This is a genomic window from Streptomyces sp. NPDC090442 (assembly GCF_044769405.1).
GTDB lineage: Bacteria > Actinomycetota > Actinomycetes > Streptomycetales > Streptomycetaceae > Streptomyces.
This window is the reverse complement of sequence record NZ_JBIVXW010000020.1, coordinates 61,524-78,269: the sequence shown is the minus strand read 5'-3', so window position 1 is coordinate 78,269 and position 16,746 is coordinate 61,524. Positions and strand designations below refer to the sequence as shown.

At 71.5% G+C, this 16,746-nt stretch carries 17 protein-coding genes; 11 read left to right on the top strand and 6 right to left on the bottom strand.

Going from position 1 to position 16,746, the window contains the following annotated elements; genetic code table 11:
* The first annotated feature begins 11 nt into the window (after nt 1-11).
* On the top strand, nt 12-731 hold the full coding sequence (locus ACIQU6_RS16595) for a UbiX family flavin prenyltransferase (protein ID WP_403482330.1): 720 nt from the start codon (nt 12-14) through the stop codon (nt 729-731).
* Here the strand turns inward: ACIQU6_RS16595 and ACIQU6_RS16590 are convergent.
* On the bottom strand, nt 728-862 hold the full coding sequence (locus ACIQU6_RS16590) for a hypothetical protein (protein WP_274914975.1): 135 nt from the start codon (nt 860-862) through the stop codon (nt 728-730). The genes ACIQU6_RS16595 and ACIQU6_RS16590 overlap by 4 nt on opposite strands.
* 126 nt (nt 863-988) lie before the next feature.
* Between ACIQU6_RS16590 and ACIQU6_RS16585 the strand changes: the two genes are divergently transcribed.
* The 5 genes from ACIQU6_RS16585 (at nt 989) to ACIQU6_RS16565 (ending at nt 5,530) form a co-directional block, all read left to right on the top strand.
* A complete protein-coding gene (locus tag ACIQU6_RS16585) occupies nt 989-1,447 on the top strand; it encodes an Lrp/AsnC family transcriptional regulator (RefSeq protein WP_274914976.1) in 459 nt (152 codons plus the stop codon).
* A 178-nt stretch (nt 1,448-1,625) separates the two neighbouring features.
* Nucleotides 1,626-2,789 carry an aminofutalosine synthase MqnE gene (gene mqnE, locus ACIQU6_RS16580; RefSeq protein ID WP_403482380.1) on the top strand — a complete coding sequence of 388 codons (1,164 nt, stop codon included), beginning with the start codon at nt 1,626-1,628 and terminating at the stop codon, nt 2,787-2,789.
* A 41-nt stretch (nt 2,790-2,830) separates the two neighbouring features.
* Nucleotides 2,831-3,355: a GNAT family N-acetyltransferase gene (locus ACIQU6_RS16575; protein WP_403482329.1), complete on the top strand. Its 525-nt coding sequence runs from the start codon at nt 2,831-2,833 to the stop codon at nt 3,353-3,355.
* A 97-nt stretch (nt 3,356-3,452) separates the two neighbouring features.
* Nucleotides 3,453-3,740: a DUF4229 domain-containing protein gene (locus ACIQU6_RS16570; RefSeq protein WP_403482328.1), complete on the top strand. Its 288-nt coding sequence runs from the start codon at nt 3,453-3,455 to the stop codon at nt 3,738-3,740.
* Between the two features lie 425 nt (nt 3,741-4,165).
* The gene (locus ACIQU6_RS16565) at nt 4,166-5,530 is read left to right on the top strand and encodes a dicarboxylate/amino acid:cation symporter (RefSeq protein WP_403482327.1); all 1,365 of its coding nucleotides are present in this window, start codon (nt 4,166-4,168) and stop codon (nt 5,528-5,530) included.
* Nucleotides 5,531-5,696: 166 nt separating this feature from the next.
* Here ACIQU6_RS16565 and ACIQU6_RS16560 read toward each other — a convergent pair whose 3' ends face one another.
* Entirely contained in the window at nt 5,697-6,704 is a 1,008-nt protein-coding gene (locus tag ACIQU6_RS16560) for an alpha/beta fold hydrolase (protein WP_403482326.1), read from the bottom strand.
* Between the two features lie 255 nt (nt 6,705-6,959).
* Between ACIQU6_RS16560 and ACIQU6_RS16555 the strand changes: the two genes are divergently transcribed.
* Nucleotides 6,960-7,643 carry a TetR/AcrR family transcriptional regulator gene (locus ACIQU6_RS16555; protein ID WP_403482325.1) on the top strand — a complete coding sequence of 228 codons (684 nt, stop codon included), beginning with the start codon at nt 6,960-6,962 and terminating at the stop codon, nt 7,641-7,643.
* Between the two features lie 539 nt (nt 7,644-8,182).
* Here the strand turns inward: ACIQU6_RS16555 and ACIQU6_RS16550 are convergent.
* The 3 genes from ACIQU6_RS16550 to ACIQU6_RS16540 all read right to left on the bottom strand — a co-directional run bounded on the left by ACIQU6_RS16550 (nt 8,183) and on the right by ACIQU6_RS16540 (nt 9,391).
* Complete coding sequence (locus ACIQU6_RS16550; RefSeq protein WP_403482324.1) at nt 8,183-8,494, bottom strand: hypothetical protein; 312 nt, start codon at nt 8,492-8,494, stop codon at nt 8,183-8,185.
* Nucleotides 8,495-8,506: 12 nt separating this feature from the next.
* Nucleotides 8,507-8,644 (bottom strand): hypothetical protein, encoded by a 138-nt coding sequence (locus ACIQU6_RS16545; RefSeq protein ID WP_158690127.1) that lies wholly within the window; start codon nt 8,642-8,644, stop codon nt 8,507-8,509.
* A gap of 543 nt (nt 8,645-9,187) precedes the next feature.
* Nucleotides 9,188-9,391 carry a cold-shock protein gene (locus ACIQU6_RS16540; RefSeq protein ID WP_274914984.1) on the bottom strand — a complete coding sequence of 68 codons (204 nt, stop codon included), beginning with the start codon at nt 9,389-9,391 and terminating at the stop codon, nt 9,188-9,190.
* 318 nt (nt 9,392-9,709) lie between these two features.
* Here ACIQU6_RS16540 and ACIQU6_RS16535 point away from each other — a divergent pair, with 318 nt between their 5' ends.
* Nucleotides 9,710-10,552: a menaquinone biosynthetic enzyme MqnA/MqnD family protein gene (locus ACIQU6_RS16535; RefSeq protein ID WP_403482379.1), complete on the top strand. Its 843-nt coding sequence runs from the start codon at nt 9,710-9,712 to the stop codon at nt 10,550-10,552.
* Nucleotides 10,553-10,594: 42 nt separating this feature from the next.
* Here the strand turns inward: ACIQU6_RS16535 and ACIQU6_RS16530 are convergent, their stop codons facing one another.
* Complete coding sequence (locus ACIQU6_RS16530; protein ID WP_403482323.1) at nt 10,595-11,737, bottom strand: alpha/beta hydrolase; 1,143 nt, start codon at nt 11,735-11,737, stop codon at nt 10,595-10,597.
* Between the two features lie 152 nt (nt 11,738-11,889).
* Between ACIQU6_RS16530 and ACIQU6_RS16525 the strand changes: the two genes are divergently transcribed.
* The 3 genes from ACIQU6_RS16525 (at nt 11,890) to ACIQU6_RS16515 (ending at nt 16,054) form a co-directional block, all read left to right on the top strand.
* Nucleotides 11,890-13,851 (top strand): protein kinase, encoded by a 1,962-nt coding sequence (locus tag ACIQU6_RS16525; protein WP_403482322.1) that lies wholly within the window; start codon nt 11,890-11,892, stop codon nt 13,849-13,851.
* 122 nt (nt 13,852-13,973) lie between these two features.
* Entirely contained in the window at nt 13,974-15,173 is a 1,200-nt protein-coding gene (mqnC, locus tag ACIQU6_RS16520; RefSeq protein ID WP_403482321.1) for a cyclic dehypoxanthinyl futalosine synthase, read from the top strand.
* Between the two features lie 308 nt (nt 15,174-15,481).
* On the top strand, nt 15,482-16,054 hold the full coding sequence (locus ACIQU6_RS16515) for an imidazolonepropionase-like domain-containing protein (RefSeq protein WP_403482320.1): 573 nt from the start codon (nt 15,482-15,484) through the stop codon (nt 16,052-16,054).
* Nucleotides 16,055-16,746: the final 692 nt, after the last annotated feature.

The following is a 16,746-nucleotide window of genomic DNA, read 5'->3' as shown; positions in this document are numbered from 1 at the left end:
AGGCTCGATCCGTGGAGCCGCCGCACAACAACACCAGCAAGCAGGACCCGGGCCGTCGCCCGTGGGTCGTGGGAATCTCCGGCGCGTCCGGGACGCCGTATGCCGCGTCCGTGCTGCGCGGGTTGCTCGCCGCGGGGGAGGCGGTGGACCTGATCGTCAGCCGGGCGTCGCGGTTGACGCTGCTGGACGAGACCGGCATCGCCTTCCGGGACGCGCACTGGCCCAGCGACCTTCGGGAGTGGCTGGCGCGCGGCGCGGACGGCAAGCCGGACACCTTCCGGGTGACCGACGAGATGCTGGCGCGGGTGCGGCACTGGCCGGCCGGGGACCTGGCGGCGGGGCCGTCGTCGGGTTCGTACCCGGTGCGGGGGATGCTGATCGTCCCGGCGAGCACGGCGTGCGTGGCCGGGGTGGCGCTGGGGCTGTCGAAGGACCTGCTCCAGCGGGTGGCGAGCGTGACGCTCAAGGAGCGGCGGCCGTTGGTCGTCGCGGTGCGGGAGACCCCGTTGAACGGGCCGACGCTCAAGCACTTGGTGGCGCTGGACGAGGCGGGCGCCGTGGTGCTGCCCGCCTCTCCGGCGTTCTACGCGGGTGCGACGCACATCCAGGATCTGGTGGACTTCGTCGCGGGCCGGGTGCTCGATGCGGCAGACGTGCCGCACGGGCTGTACCGGCGGTGGGAAGGGGAGCTGGGGGGCGGCTCCAAGGGGGAGGCCCCCGAAGCTCGTTAGCGCTTCTTGGTGAGGGCGCGGCCGAGGCGGCGCCGGGCCCGCGGGGTAGTGGGCTGCTGGGCGGCACGAGAACGATTGGCCTGGTCCTGCAGCTCACGCATGCGGGCGTAGGCCATCTCGATCGAGTACACGGTGACAACTCCTGTTGAAAGATCGTCCTTGATCGTTCTAAATGAATCACAGGGCTAGGACCCCTGTATGCCTTAGATTCTACATGCAAAACGCAGAAACGCGGAAAGATTGGAAGGCTTGAGGGCATGGACGCGGTGGATAGGCAGCTCATTCAGGCACTTCGCGAGAACGGCAGGGCCTCCTACGCGGAACTCGGCCGGCTCGTCGGCCTCTCCGGCCCCAGCGTCACGGACCGGATCAACCGCCTCGAAGCGGCCGGAGTGATCACCGGATACCGCGCGACGGTCGACGCCGCCTCGCTCGGACTGGGCGTGACCGCCCTGGTCGGCATCTCCCTCTCGGACGCCGCCGACCACGAGGACGTCGCCCGCCGGCTCAAGGACCTCGCCGAGATCGAGGACTGCTGGTTCATCGCCGGCGACGACTCCTACATGCTCAAGGTCCGGGTCGGCGACGTGGACGGGCTGGAGCGCACCATCCGGCGGCTGTCCGGCACCAAGGGCGTCTCCCGCACACGCACCACGATCGTGCTCTCCACCAAGTGGGAGAACCGCGTCGGCGAACTCCCCGAAGAGGTCGGCTGAATCCGGCGCACGCCGTCGGCGGACGGGGGCCCCGGGCGGCGTCCAAGGGGCCTCCGTCCGCCGCGGAAGCGGGGGAGTAGGCTCGGCGAAGCCCGTTTTTCGCAGGAATGGCCGACGTTCCAGGTGGAACGGCCGGTGACACACAGAGATGGTGGGAGGCGACCCGATGGCGGCGTCGATGGATGCGGGCCTCAAGCGCGAGCTGGAGGAGAAGGTCCACGCCGGGGAGCGACTGACCCGCGAGGACGGGATCGCCCTGTACGAGTCCGACGACCTGGCGTGGCTGGGTGGCCTCGCCCACGAGGTGCGGACCCGGAAGAACGGCGACGCCGTCCACTTCAACGTCAACCGCCACCTCAACATGACCAACGTGTGCACCGCGTCCTGCGCGTACTGCTCGTTCCAGCGCAAGCCGGGCGAGAAGGACGCGTACACGATGCGCATCGAGGAGGCCGTCCGCCTCGCCAAGGCGATGGAGAACGACAACCTCACCGAGCTGCACATCGTCAACGGCCTGCACCCGACCCTGCCGTGGCGCTACTACCCGCGCTCGCTGCGGGAGTTGAAGAAGGCGCTGCCGAACGTCTCCCTCAAGGCGTTCACCGCCACCGAGATCCACCACTTCGAGACCATCTCCGGCCTGTCCGCCTCCGAGATCCTCGACGAGCTGATCGACGCCGGACTGGAGTCGCTGACCGGCGGCGGCGCCGAGATCTTCGACTGGGAGGTCCGTCAGCACATCGTTGACCACGCCACCCACTGGGAGGACTGGTCGCGGATCCACCGCCTCGCCCACGAGAAGGGCCTGAAGACCCCGTCCACCATGCTCTACGGGCACATCGAGGAGCCCCGCCACCGCGTGGACCACGTCCTGCGGCTGCGCGAGCTCCAGGACGAGACCGGCGGCTTCCAGGTCTTCATCCCGCTGCGCTACCAGCACGACTTCGTCGACATGAAGGACGGCAAGGTCCGCAACAGGCTCCAGGCGCGGACCACGATGGCCAGCGGCGCCGAGGCCCTGAAGACCTTCGCGGTCTCCCGGCTCCTCTTCGACAACATCCCGCACGTCAAGGTCTTCTGGGTGATGCACGGCGTGCAGACCGCCCAACTCGCCCTCCAGCACGGCGCCGACGACATGGACGGCTCGGTCGTCGAGTACAAGATCACGCACGACGCGGACAACTACGGCACGCCGAACAAGCTGACCCGCGACGACCTGCTGGACCTGATCCGCGACGCCGGCTTCCGCCCCGTCGAGCGCAACACCCGCTACGAGACCATCCGCGAGTACCCGGGCCCGGACCCGGAGCGCCGCGAGTCCCCGCAGCCGATGCGGCTCTGACACCGGTCGGGGCCCCACGGGGCCCCGGTAGGGTCCGCCCCATGAGCGTGCGCTTCGAGCCGGACCCCGCCGTCACCCCGGAAGTCCGGGACGGGATCTGCCAGTTGTGGGCGGACGTCTCCAACGCGGGCGGCGCGGTCGGCTTCGTCCCGCCCGTCACCCCGCAGGACGTCCGCTCCCACCTCCTGCGCCACCTCGCCGCCCTCGCCGAGGGCGGCGAGCGGCTGCTGCTCGGCCGGGACGCCGACGGCCGCGTCGTGGCCACCGCGTTCCTCACCACCAACTGGCACTGGATGTCCACCCACTGGCTGTGGGTCTCCACCGTCATGGTCCACCCCGACCTCCAGGGCCGGGGCGCCGGCCGCGCGCTGATGGCCGCGGTCGCCGACGTCGCCCGCGGCGTCGACGGCATCATCGGCCTCCGGCTCACCTGCCGCGGCGGCACCGGCCTGGACCGCTTCTACGCGTCCTGCGGCTACCGCGAGATCGGCCGCGCCCCGCGCGCGATCAAGCTCGCCGACGACGACCTCCGCGACGACCTGACGATGTGGCTCGACCTGGCCTGATGCGCCCGCGGACCGGGGGCCCGGAAGATCGCCCGGCGTCCTGTGCTTGACTGGACGGCAGACCCTTTCGGTTGCCGTTGAGAAGAAGGTCCCGACCGTGAGTAGCTCCAAGTTCGCCACGCTCCGCTACACCGCCCTTCGCATCGGCCTGTTCGTCGTCTGCTTCGCCGTGGTGTGGGTGCTGGCCTACTTCCGGATCATTCCGCTCGGCGTCGGCAACTCCAACACGATCTGGCTGCTGCTGCTCGCCATCGTCATCTCCGCGCCGCTCAGCTTCGTGCTGCTGCGCAAGCAGCGGGACGCGATGTCCGAGCAGATCGTGGCCAAGGTGGACCGCCAGAAGGAGCGGCTCGCCGCCAACCAGCGCATGGAGGACAGCCTCTAAGGCCCCGTCCGCCCACCCCGGACTGTAAGACGCGTCACGTCGGCGCGCCGTCCGTCCCCCACCCCCGTACGGCGCCCGGTCCGCGGAGTCCCAACTCCCCGGACCGGGCGCCGTTTTGTGCCCTTCGGCCCGCTCCGTGGTGCTGCGTCAGCTCTTGTCCCCGACCCAAAGATTTTCTTTGGGTTCCTCAAAGTTCGAGTGTTAACGTACTTGTCATGAAGACAGCAGCCGCGCCCTCGAAGCCCATGAGCGTCCCGCTCGTGGGGCGCCTGCACGTCGATCTTTGCCGCTGTATGTCCGCGGCCTGTTGCCGCCGCTGACCTGCCCCCAGCGGCCGGAGATCCCGCGTACGGACCTCCTGGCGCTCCTGCACGCCGTTCCCGACGCCCCGCGTCCCACGTCTTCCCGTCACCGGAGTGTGTCCGTTGTCCACGTCTGCCCAGACCCCTGCGCCCGCGAAGGCGCCCCAGACCCCGAAGACCTCCCGAATACCCAAGATCCCGTTCTGGGTCCAGATCCTGGCCGGCCTCGTCCTCGGCGTGCTGCTCGGCTGGGTCGCCAAGAGCGGTGACATCGGCTGGCTCGGCTCCACCCTGGAGCACATCGGCGACCTCTTCGTCCAGCTGCTGAAGCTGGCCGTCGCCCCCCTGGTCTTCTTCGCGATCCTGGTCTCGATCACCAACCTGCGGCAGGTCAACAACGCCGCCCGGCTGGCCACCCGCACCCTGCTGTGGTTCATGGTCACCTCACTGATCGCGGTGGCGATCGGCCTGGCCATCGGCCTGCTGACGCACCCCGGCGCGGGCACCGGCCTGACCCCCAAGGACGGCAAGCTCCCCCAGCACACCGGCTCCTGGATCGACTTCCTCACCGGCATCGTCCCCACCGACGTCATCACGCCGTTCACCCAGCTCAACGTCATGCAGATCGTCTTCATGGCGGCCGTCGCCGGCATCGCCGCGCTGCAGCTCGGGGAGAAGGCCGAACCGGTCCTCACGATCAGCCGCTCCGCCCTGGAGCTGCTCCAGAAGGCGCTGTGGTGGGTCATCCGGCTCGCCCCGATCGGCACCGTCGGCCTCATCGGCCACGCCATCGCCACCTACGGCTGGAACCTCATCGGCAAGTACGCGACCTTCACCGTCGACATCTACGTCGGCTGCGCGCTGGTCCTCTTCGTCGTCTACCCGCTGCTGCTGTCGACCGTCGCCAAGGTCAACCCGGTGCAGTTCTTCCGCGGCGCCTGGCCCGCCATCCAGCTGGCCTTCGTCTCCCGCTCCTCGGTCGGCACCATGCCGGTCACCCAGAAGGTCACCGAGCGCCTCGGCGTGCCCAAGGAATACGCCTCCTTCGCGGTGCCCTTCGGCTCGACGACCAAGATGGACGGCTGCGCCTCCATCTACCCGGCGATCGCCGCGATCTTCATCGCCCAGATCTTCAACGTCCACCTGGGCATCGCCGACTACGTCCTGATCGCCTTCGTCTCGGTCATCGGCTCCGCCGCCACCGCCGGCCTCACCGGCGCCACGGTCATGCTGACCCTGACCCTCTCGACGCTGGGCCTCCCCCTGGAGGGCGTCGGCCTGCTGATGGCCATCGACCCGATCCTGGACATGATGCGGACCGCCACCAACGTCGCCGGTCAGTCGGTCATCCCGATCCTGGTCTCGGCCCGCGAGAAGATCCTCGACCGCGACGCCTACGCCCGCGCCACCAGCGTGAACATCGCCGACGACGCGGTGGCCGGCGCCAAGGCGACGGAGGAGCGGGAGCCGGCGGTGGCCGCGGCCTGACCGGCCGCGGGCCCGGTCCGTACCGGCCCCGGCCCGCAACGCAGTTCACCGCAGCGCCCCTGCGGCCCGTTCTCCCTACGGGCCGCAGGGGCGCTGCGGTGCGTGCGGCGGGCCTGCCCGACAGGGCCCAACGGGGCTCTGCTGCGGCTCGGTTGTGCCCCAGCGGTTACCGCCCGCCCCGTTGCGCCCCGGTGTGGGCCACGATCGCGTCCGTCAGCGGGCGGTGGGTCTGCGGTGGCAGGGCATGCCCCATCCCCGGGACCTCCACCACCGCGGCGTTCCCGATCACCTGCGCGAGGTGCCGCGGGTGCGGCGGCGGGAACACCGGCTCGGCCGGCGCGGAGACCACCAGCACCGGCACCGCGTTCCGCGCCAGCGCGTCGGTGCGGAGCATCCCGCCGTCGTCGGCGCGACCGTGGGCGGTGCCGACGTGGTGGTGCCCGGTGTGCGCGACGACCCGGCGCTCCAGCGCGTCGAAGTAGCCCTCGTCGAAGGGCAGTTGACCACCGGCGAGTGCCCGCCAGTGGGTGATCCGGCGCGCGATCTCGGCCTCCTCGCCCTGGTCCACCACCGGGCGCGCCCACAGCTCCAGCACCTCCGGGGCGATGCCCGGCAGCTCCGCCACCGGGACGGTGCCGCCGTCGGGCCGGGTGTACGGGGTGGTGCTGAGCGCGCAGGTGCCGATCAGGGTGGCGCTGAGCAGCCGTTCCGGACGGTCGGCGAGCGCCATCTGGACGAGCATGCCGCCCAGCGACATCCCGACGAGATGCGCCCGCTCGACGCCGAGTCCGTCCAGTACGGCGACCACGTCGGCCGCGAGGTCCGCGATCCGGTACGGCCGTTCCTCGAACGACCAGGTGGAGCGGCCGGTGTCCCGGTGGTCGTAACGGATCACCCGGTGGTGCGCGGCCAGCGCGTCCACCAGGGGCTCCGGCCAGCCGACGCCGGTGGCCTGGGCGCCCATGACCAGCAGCAGCGGGGGCGCGTCGACGGGGCCGCGCTGTTCGGTCCAGAGCCGGATGCCGGGGGCGGCCTCGACGAAGCGTTCCTCGGTACCGGGGCGCTCCGTGGCGCGTGGCGCGGTGCCGTGTTGTTCGGTGCCGTGTTGTTCGGTTTCCGCCGTCGTTTGCCTGCGGCGGGGCTGCGGGTGTGGCTGGTGGGGCGGCTGCGGCATGGGGATCTCCGGGGGTGTGCCTCTTCGCGTGTGCTGCCGTGCGTGAGAGGGGACGGGTGGGCCGCGCCGGGTGGGCCCTGTGGCCGGTTGTGGCCGTGGGAGTTGCGTGGCGCGATGCGCCACGAATACGCGACGAACCGTATCGTCTCGTCATGGCCGCATCGTGTCAACCAAGGGGGGCGTGGAAAACGAAGATCGTAAACTTACCCGGCGGTCAATGCCGCGCAGGGGGCGGGACGATGGAGGGGCTTCAGGGTGGGAGCTGCCAAGAGCAAGCGGGTGCCGCGGGCCATACGGGAGCAGCAGATGATGGACGCCGCGGTGCGGACGTTCGCTCGGCGGGGGTACCGGGCGGCCTCCATGGACGAGATTGCCGAACTCGCCGGCGTCTCCAAGCCGTTGGTCTATCTCTACCTCAATTCCAAGGAAGACCTGTTCAGCGCCGTCATCCGGCGTGAGTCGGCCGCCCTGGTGGCGGCCGTGACCGCGGCCGTGGAGCCGGGGGTCGCCGCCGACCGGCAGCTCTGGAGCGGGCTGATCGGCTTCTTCGCGCACACCGCCGAACACCCGGACGGCTGGGCGGTGTTGCACCAGCAGGCGCGGACGCAGGGGGAGCCGTTCGCGGTCGAGGTGGCCGCGACGCGGGCGGAGATCGTGCGGTTCGTGACCGGGCTGGTCGCGGCCGCCGCGAAGGAGGCGGGGTGCGCGGGGGAGCTGGCCGACCGCGAGGTGGCGGGCCTGGCGCACGCCCTCGTCGGTGCCGCGGAGTCGCTCGCCGAGTGGGCCAACGCCCGTACGGCCGACGGGACTTCGGCGTTCGGCTACTCGGGCGAGGGCGAGCCGCCGACGGCCAAGGAGGCGGCGGCGACGCTGATGAACTTCGTGTGGGTGGGGTTGGGGCGGCTGATGGCGGGGGAGCGGTGGGCCGCTGGGGAGTGAGGGGGCGTTCTCTTTGGCGCGGTCCTGCGGCCCGGTGGGGGCGGGTGCGGTGTGGTGGGCGCGGGGGCTCTGTGGCCTCCCGTCGGTGGGGGCTTGCGTCTCGCGGGATCTGTTCGGTGGGTGGGGCCGGGGCAGTGTCCCGGGACACTCCCCCGGCCTTCGGCCGGGAGGCGCCCCCGCGGTGGGGGCGCCCCTGGTGTGTGGATGGGGACTGCCCGGGCTTCGCTCCGGATCCTGCGGGCGCACCCCGGGACAGCCCCTCCGGCCCGCGCCGTCGCCGACTCTCCGCCGGTGGGCCCGGTCCGGCCGTCCGCTGGCCGTTGGCGTGCGCCGTCGGCGACTTCCCGCCGGTGGGTCCGGTCGCCACTGCACGCTGGCTTTGGGCTCGGGGCGTGGGGTGCGCGCTCCGCTGTGAGATGGGGCGCGTTTGTGAAAGGGGTTGCCCTGGCTCTGGAGCCGGGGGCCTTCGCGCGTCAAACTGGAACCCCCGTGTCACCTCTGTGGGGGAGGTGGCACGGGGCCTGCCTTCTGACGGGTTCCTAACGAGGGGGCAGCGCCACCGCGGTCTGCATCTGGCAGGAGTTGCACCAGAACGCCCATCCGTTGGCGTCCACGGAGCGCGAACCGCAGGCCAGACACGGGTCGCCGACGAAGCTGGCCGCGACCCACGCGCCGGCCGATGCGGCCCGTCGGCCCGCCGCCGCCCGTTCTTCCGCGTAGCAGGGAATGCACACGCCGCCCTCCCGGCCGGGCAGTTTCATCGGGCGCAATCCGCAGGCGGCGCACGGGAGCCTGCCGACGTACTGGGCGTCCAGGCCGACCGGATTGCCGTTTCTGCTGAAGGCCGCCATGGCCTCCCTCCTCTATGCCAGGACGGTTCCGGTGCCGGCGCAGCCGGAGCACTGCGTGGTGACCTTGTGGCCGCCAGGGGTCTCCCACTCGACGGTGCCCGCGCCGCCGCAGTCCGGACAGGGTTTCTGCGGGGGCATGTTCTCGCTCATTCTGCCCACGGTAGGACTTGTCATGTGGCCGTGTGACCACTTTCCGTGATCGTGGTGAAGGGCTGGGCGTGGAGGCGAGAGCGGGTCCGGTTTTTCCGGGACTGGTCGAATTTGGGGATCGGGGTGCCCGGGGCGGGGAGGGCGCAGGCCAGGGCGGTGGTCGGTGGCCCGGAGGTGGGAATGGCGGTGGTTTTCCGGCGCGGGAATCTTGGAAATCCGCAATCCGAACTTGCTGGGGCGGGGTATTTCCGAGGGTTCTCGGGGGAGGGGAATTCCGCGTTCCGTTCCCGGCGAGGGGGATCGGCGGCGGGGTCGGCGTGGGGTGCCGGAAGGGGGCGGCGCCGGGTGGTGGATGGAGTGGTCGGCGCGCCGGTCGGGAGCGCCAGGCGCCCAATATTCACGAGGTATTCATTTTTCGGCGCGGGGGGTGGTGTGGCTACGAAAGGCTGTACAAAAGGCAGGAGCCCCACGCTCCGCCGAAGCGGAGTGGGGCTCCTTGGGTACTACTTATCGACTTGTAGAGGAGAAGCCGGAGCGATTGGCTCAGGCCGGGGAGACGTTCTCCGCCTGCGGGCCCTTCGGGCCCTGGGTCACGTCGAAGGTGACCTGCTGGTTCTCCTCAAGGGAGCGGAAACCGGTGGCGTTGATCGCCGAGTAGTGGACGAAGACGTCCGGGCCGCCGCCGTCCTGGGCGATGAAGCCGAAGCCCTTTTCAGCGTTGAACCACTTGACGGTTCCGGTAGCCATGAGCCCTCCTTGGGCCAAAGGGTTGCCCTGCTCCAGAACCTGCAAAGAAGTCTGAAAACTACAAAAGCCTGCGGTCACATGCTCCGCAGGCTCTGTACTGCAAGGGAAACCAAACTGCAACTTGGCCTGAGCCTAGCATGGTGCGCTCCGAAGGCGGAAGAGCCAAAGATCACGTTTGGCCGGGGGAAGGAAAGGCCACGCCGGGCCCCCGGCGTCCGCCGGCGGAAGCCACGGGTCTAGCCTCCGCATGTGGACAATTCAACCTTCGGAGACACACTCGCGGGAGCCGACGCCGACCACCGTCGCAGCCGGCCGCGGGTGGGCCACATCCAGTTCCTGAACTGCCTGCCCCTTTACTGGGGCCTGGCCCGTACGGGCACCCTCCTTGATCTGGACCTCACCAAGGACACCCCGGAGAAGCTCAGCGAGCGGCTGGTGCGCGGGGAGCTCGACATCGCGCCGATCACCCTCGTCGAGTTCCTGCGCGCCGCCGACGACCTCGTCGCCTTCCCCGACCTCGCGGTCGGCTGCGACGGGCCGGTCATGTCCTGCGTGATCGTCTCGCAGAAGCCGCTGGAGCAGCTGGACGGCGCCCGGGTCGCCCTCGGGTCGACGTCCCGGACCTCCGTCCGGCTGGCGCAGCTCCTGCTCGCCGAGAAGATCGGCGTGCGGCCCGACTACTTCACCTGCCCGCCGGACCTCGGGCTGATGATGCAGGAGGCCGACGCGGCGGTGCTGATCGGCGACGCCGCGCTCCGCGCCAACCTGCACGACGGGCCCGCACTGGGCCTGGACGTCCACGACCTGGGCCAGATGTGGAAGGACTGGACGGGACTGCCGTTCGTCTTCGCGGTCTGGGCCGCCCGGCGCGACTACCTGGAGCGCGAGCCGGAGGTCGTCCACCAGGTGCACGAGGCGTTCCTGGCCTCGCGCGACCTGTCGCTGGAGGAGGTCGGCAAGGTCGCCGAGCAGGCCGCCCGCTGGGAGCACTTCGACGCGGACGTGCTGGAGCGGTACTTCACGACGCTGGACTTCCGGTTCGGGCCCGAGCAGTTGGGCGGCGTCATCGAGTTCGCGCGCCGGGTGGGACCGACGACCGGCTTCCCGGCCGATGTGGCGGTGGAACTGCTGGCGGCGGAGCGGGCCGGCGCGCGGCCGTAGCGGGCCCGTGACCGCCTCGGGGCGCGGCCGGAGGTTGCGGGGCTACGGCGCCGGCGTCGGGCCGCGCAGGACCCGGCTGATGGCCTCCAGGCTCGCGTCCCGCATCCCGCGGACGTAGCTGCGGGCGTTGTGGCCGCCGCCCTCGATGACGTGCAGCCGGGCGTGGACCGGCCCCTTGGCGTACCGCTGCACGAAGCGCTCCAGATTGGCCCGGCCGCTCTCCTGCGTGCCTATCTGGAACTGGACGAAGACGTCCGGGGCACCTGGGCGGGCGGCCAGGCGCTGCGCCAGCCACTCCGGGTCGTTGGCCCGTTTCGCCGCATCGTGGCCCCGCCACAGGGGCGAGTCCGGGCGGGTGTCCGGGCCGCTGGCGATCACCGCCTTGAAGCGGTCCGGGTGCGCCAGGACCTGCTTCAGGGCGACGAAACCACCGGACGAGGAGCCCATGAACCCCCACCCGTCCCGGCTGGTGAACGTCCGGAAGTTGGCCCTGACCAGGTCGGGCACGTCGTCGGACATCCAGGTGCCCATCTTCGGCTGCCCGGGGATGTCGCTGCCGTCGTAGTAGCGCTTGCCGGGATTGAGGACCGGCATCGCCACGATGAACGGCCTGCCGCGCCCCAGGGCCGCCAGGTCCGTGACGGTCTTCTGGAGCTTGAGCTGGGGGTTGCTCCAGTAGTTGACGGGGAAGCCGTAGCTGCCGGGCAGGGCGATCAGGACGGGGAAGGCGCTGTTCCGGTAGCGGTCCTCGTAGTACTCCTTCGGCGCCCAGACCCACACCTCTCCGGTGAACCCGGACTTCGTGCCGCGCAGGGTGGTGACGCCGATCTTCGTGCCGTCGCCGAGCGTCGCCGCCGTACGGAAGTCGGCCCGCGGGCCGGTCGGCATCCGGACGGCCGGGTCCGACGCGACCGCCGGCGCCGGGCCGGGCACGCCCTCGGGCAGCGACCGGCTGAACGACATCGGCTCACCGGTGTCGTTCAGCACGTCCAGGTACTTGACGGCGGGGTAGACGCAGAGGCCGAACACGGCAACCAGGCCGGTGAGGAAGGACATCCGCCACCGGGGACGGGCCGGCCGGTCGTCCCGTGAACGGGCGCGGCGGGTACGGCCGATGAGGCCGCGACGGGGGCTGCGGTACCGCCGGCGCGGGTCGTACGGGCGGTCCCCGGGGGTGTGATGCATGGGCGTTCTCCCGATGGACGGGCCCTGGGCGGGGGTGAGGGGCCGATGACCGGCTTGTGCCCTGTTTGATGCGGAAAGCGGGTTCCCGGTTTCGGGGGCCCGGCATGAACTCGGTCATAAGCTGAGGGCTGCCGTCTGGAGGGGGAGGCGCCATGGAACCGTTGGCCGCGGACGACCCACGGGTCCTGGGCGGATACCGGCTGCTCGGCCGCCTGGGGGCGGGCGGCATGGGCCGCGTCTACCTGGGGCGCAGCGCGGGCGGCCGCACCGTGGCGGTGAAGGCGGTGCACGCCCAGTACGCCGCGGACGAGCAGTTCCGGGCCCGTTTCCGGCGCGAGGTCGCCTCGGCGCGACGGGTCGGCGGCGCCTGGACCGCGCCCGTCCTGGACGCCGACCCCGACGCCGCCGTCCCCTGGGTCGCCACCGGCTACGTCGCCGGCCCCTCCTTGGCCCGCGCCGTCGCCGACCACGGCCCGCTCGCCGCACCCTCCGTACGGGCCCTGGGCGCCGGCCTGGCCGAGGCGTTGACCGCGGTGCACGCGCTGGGGCTCGTCCACCGGGACGTCAAGCCCTCCAACGTGCTGCTCACGCTCGACGGGCCCCGGTTGATCGACTTCGGGATCGCCCGGGCAACGGACGGCACCGTCTCGCTGACCTCCACCGGGGCCTCGGTCGGTTCACCCGGCTACATGGCGCCCGAGCAGATCCTCGGCAACGGTGCGGAAGGGGCCGCCGACGTCTTCTCCCTGGGGGCGGTGCTGGCGTTCGCGGCAACCGGGACCAGCCCGTTCCCCGGGGACTCGTCCGCCGCGCTGCTCTACAAGGTGGTGCACGAGGAACCCGAACTGGGCCCGGAACTCACCGGCGCCCTGCGCGAGTTGGTGGCCTCCTGTCTGGCGAAGGACCCGGCCCGGCGGCCCACCCCGGAAGCGGTCGCGGCCCGGCTCGCGGGCGGCGCCGGCGCGGCCGCGCTGGTGCGCGCCGGATGGCTGCCCGGCCCGCTCGTCGAACAGGTCAGCCGGCAGGCGGTGGCGCTGTTGGATCTCGATGCGGGGGATGCGGGGGCTGCTGCGGCCTTCGGCGTTGGGGGAGTTGGGCCGGGTGTCGATGACTCGGGCACCGGTGGCCCGGATGCGGGCGACTCGGACGCCTCCGGCCCGTTGGTGGGAACTGCGGTGCCCGGAGGGGCATTTGGGCCGCCGGACCCCTCGTACGGGGGCGGGGTGGAGGCGGCAACCGAGACGGCTTCGGATGCCGAAGCCGCATCCGGAACGGCCTCCGGGCTGATCCCGTTCGACAGCCCGGTGCAGGGGGTAGGAGACGCAACACCTGGGGTGGGCGCGCCTACCGGGCCGGGAACCGGGGCGGGCCCCGTGCCCCCGCAGGTCGCCTGGCCCGAGGCCGGTACTCCGCGGGCCGCGTCCACGTACCCGCCTCGGCCCGTGCCCGGCGCCGTGCCCTCGTCCGCGTCCCCCTCGGGCATCGCCGACCTGCCGACCGGCTCCACGCCCTCCCGGGACGCCGCGCTCGCCCCCAAGGAGCGACGGATCGCGCTCAGTGGTGTGCTCGGCGGCAAGGACCGGCCCCGGAGGATGAGCTGCACCCTGGTGCTCTCGGTGGCCGGTGCGCTGGCGGTCGCCACCACTGCCGGGGTGCTCTTCGGCGTGCTCAAGGGGCCGGGGGGCGGCGGCAGCGCCGCCGAACCACCGTCCGGCCAGCGCCCCTCCACCCTGCCCTCCACGCCCGCCCAGGGTGCCGACCGCGGCGTCCCGCACGCCTTCCTGGGCACCTGGAACGGTTCCGTCACCATGGCCAACGGCATCCCCAACGGCACCATCTCCAGCGTCATCACGGCCGGCCACAAGGGCAACGTCGTCGTACGGACGACCTACGACGCGCTGCTCGTGCGCTGCCGGGCCAAGGCGAAGCTGCTGTCGGCCACCGACCGCGCACTGGTGCTCCAGGAGAGCCCCGACGGCACCCAGGGGCCGGGCTGCACCGGCAACACCTCCACCGTCACCTACACCCTCGGCACCGACGGCACGCTCACCTTCGCCTCGGACGACAAACGGGGCGGCACCCCCAAGGCGACCCTGACCAAGAGCGGCGGCTGACGGCGTCGCCGCCGCCCGCGGACCGGCCGCCAGCAACGTTGTCAGACCCCTGGCGTACGCTGGTTCACGCCTTCAGTCCGACTTGTCAGTGCCAACTGTCAGCCTCCGAAAGGGACACCCCGGTGACCGAGAACGCCGACCTCCAGTCCGTACTCGACCGCGCCGCACAGGGTGGCCGCATCACCCCCGAGGAGGCGCTCGACCTGTACCGCTCCGCGCCGCTGCACGCGCTGGGCCAGGCCGCCGACGCCGTCCGCCGCCGCCGTTACGCCGGCACGGAGCACATCGCGACGTACATCATCGAGCGCAACATCAACTACACCAACGTCTGCGTGACGGCCTGCAAGTTCTGCGCCTTCTACGCCGCGCCCAAGGACACCAGGAAGGGCTGGACCCGCGACCTCGACGACATCCTGCGGCGCTGCGCGGAGACCGTCGAGCTGGGCGGCACCCAGATCATGTTCCAGGGCGGTCACCACCCGGACTACGGCGTCGAGTACTACGAGAAGCACTTCGCGGCCATCAAGAAGGACTTCCCCCAACTGGTCATCCACTCCCTCGGCGCGTCCGAGGTCGAGCACATGGCCCGGATCTCCGGGGTGAGCATCGAGGAGGCGATCCAGCGGATCCACGCCGCGGGCCTGGACTCCTTCGCCGGCGCCGGCGCGGAGCTCCTCCCCGCGCGCCCCCGCAAGGCCATCGCGCCCCTGAAGGAGTCCGGCGAGCGCTGGTTGGAGATCATGGAGGCGGCGCACAACCTGGGCGTGGAGTCCACGTCCACGATGCTGATGGGCACCGGCGAGACCAACGCCGAGCGCATCGAGCACCTGCGCATGATCCGCGACGTGCAGGACCGGACGGGCGGCTTCCGCGCCTTCATCCCGTACACCTACCAGCCCGAGAACAACCACCTGAAGGGCCAGACCCAGGCGACCCTCTTCGAGTACCTGCGCATGATCGCGATCGCGCGCATCTTCCTCGACAACGTCGCCCACATCCAGGGCTCGTGGCTGACCACCGGCAAGGAGATCGGCCAACTGTCGCTGCACTACGGCGCGGACGACCTCGGCTCGATCATGCTGGAGGAGAACGTGGTCTCCTCGGCCGGCGCCAAGCACCGCTCCAACCGCCAGGAGATCATCGACCTGATCCGCAAGGCGGGCCGGGTCCCGGCGCAGCGCGCGACGACGTACGAGCACCTGGTCGTCCACGACGACCCGGCCAACGACCCGGTCGACGACCGCGTCGTCTCGCACCTCTCCTCGACGGCCATCGAGGGCGGCACCGCCCACCCGGAACTGAAGCTCATCGACGCCAACTGACGTCCGCCGACCAACCGGCCGACCGACCGCCAACCGGCCGGTGGGCGGCTGCGGTTGACGATCGGCTGCGGATGGCGTGCGGCTGCGGTTGGCGACGTCCGGCCGCCGGCCCGACCGCGGCCGGTCGCGTCACCGTCGTTCCGCGTGATGCCGCTTCACTCCACGTCATTCCGCGGGGCAACGTCATTCCGCGGGGCACGCCACGTCCGAACCGGACACGTCCGAGGCGGGCACATCCGGAACCGGACCGTCAACCGGTCACGAGAGCCCGCCAGTCGGTCACGAGAACCCACGGTCACGGGAAGCCCATGCTGACGCTGCATCGAGTACGAGCCGTCCGGCTCACCGCCGCCGAGGACGCCGAGCCGCTCCTCGGGCACGCGGTCGTCGTCGACGGTGACCGGCTGGCCGCCGTCGGCCCGTACGAGGAACTGGTGGCGGCCTACGGCACGGCCCGGGTCCGGGAGTGGGACGGGACGCTGACCCCGGGGCGCCACGAACCGGACGGCGCGGCGCTGTTGGAGGCCGCCTACCACCCCGATCCACGCGAGGCCGCCGAACTGGGCACCGAGCCGCTGACCGGCGCGGCGCTGGCCGCCCTCCCCATGACCGAGGCCCGCTGGGGCGCCAGCGCCCGGCGCGGCCTCCAGCGCCTGCTGGCCGCCGGCACCACCAGCCTCGCCGGCCCGTTCACCCGTCCCACGGTCCGCACCGCGGTCCACCGCTCCGGCCTCCGCGAAACCGTCACCCCCGCCCGAACGCCTGCGGGTGCACCGCGCCGCCTCACCCCGGGCGCCCCGGCCGACTTCGCCGTCTTCGCCCCGGACGGCACCTGCCTGGCCACCGTCCTCGCCGGCCGCCTCCTCCACCGCCGCCGCTGAACCACCCCGCACCACATGCACCTCACACCTGCACTTCCCCACACCTCTCACCACCACCATCACCACTCCCACAACCCCCACCACCATCACTGCGCCCATCACGCTCTGCGGCACCAACTTCGCACTCCGTAACGAAGTTGGGAACACTTCACGCTCCGTAATCGTTGCCGGAGTAAGAGGAGGAGGCGGCGCGACGCGGGGAGAGCGGACCGGAGGTGCGGCAGGCGCGCGGCGCGGGACTCCTGAGGCAGGGCGGCGACGGTGGAGGAGGCGGACGGGAGACGTCGGGTGTGCGCGGGAGGCGCGCGGGGGAGTGACGGACGCGGGAGGGGAGTGCAAAGCGCAGAGGCGCATGCGAGCGTCAAGAACACGTCAAGGCGCGCCGTTTGTGCATCAGGGCGGTGTCAACGGAAGCGGAGTGGGCGATTCAGGCCGGAAAGATCATGTTCGCGGGGACGGCCGTCGCCCGGCCGCTCACGATGCACTGCGCACCGCTAGACCGCCCGGAATGTCAGAGGGGGGCATGACGGCCGTCCCCGACCAATCACTTCCGTTCGCTCGGTCACTTCCGTGCGCTCAGCCAACGCCCGAGATCCGCCGGGCGGGCCCCGAGATCCGTCGGGCGGGCGACGCACCCGCAGAATCGGGCGGCGTGGGGCGTGGGGCGTGGGGCGTGGGGCGTGGGGCGTGGG

Excerpts from the sequence above, each read along its gene's own strand:
- ACIQU6_RS16560 (WP_403482326.1), bottom strand. The coding sequence starts at position 6,704 with ATGCCGCAGCCGCCCCACCAGCCACACCCGCAGCCCCGCCGCAGGCAA.
- ACIQU6_RS16575 (WP_403482329.1), top strand. The coding sequence starts at position 2,831 with ATGAGCGTGCGCTTCGAGCCGGACCCCGCCGTCACCCCGGAAGTCCGG.
- mqnE (WP_403482380.1), top strand. The coding sequence starts at position 1,626 with ATGGATGCGGGCCTCAAGCGCGAGCTGGAGGAGAAGGTCCACGCCGGG.
- ACIQU6_RS16515 (WP_403482320.1), top strand. The coding sequence starts at position 15,482 with ATGCTGACGCTGCATCGAGTACGAGCCGTCCGGCTCACCGCCGCCGAG.
- ACIQU6_RS16540 (WP_274914984.1), bottom strand. The coding sequence starts at position 9,391 with ATGGCTACCGGAACCGTCAAGTGGTTCAACGCTGAAAAGGGCTTCGGC.
- ACIQU6_RS16550 (WP_403482324.1), bottom strand. The coding sequence starts at position 8,494 with ATGGCGGCCTTCAGCAGAAACGGCAATCCGGTCGGCCTGGACGCCCAG.
- ACIQU6_RS16525 (WP_403482322.1), top strand. The coding sequence starts at position 11,890 with ATGGAACCGTTGGCCGCGGACGACCCACGGGTCCTGGGCGGATACCGG.
- ACIQU6_RS16585 (WP_274914976.1), top strand. The coding sequence starts at position 989 with ATGGACGCGGTGGATAGGCAGCTCATTCAGGCACTTCGCGAGAACGGC.
- ACIQU6_RS16530 (WP_403482323.1), bottom strand. The coding sequence starts at position 11,737 with ATGCATCACACCCCCGGGGACCGCCCGTACGACCCGCGCCGGCGGTAC.
- ACIQU6_RS16545 (WP_158690127.1), bottom strand. The coding sequence starts at position 8,644 with ATGAGCGAGAACATGCCCCCGCAGAAACCCTGTCCGGACTGCGGCGGC.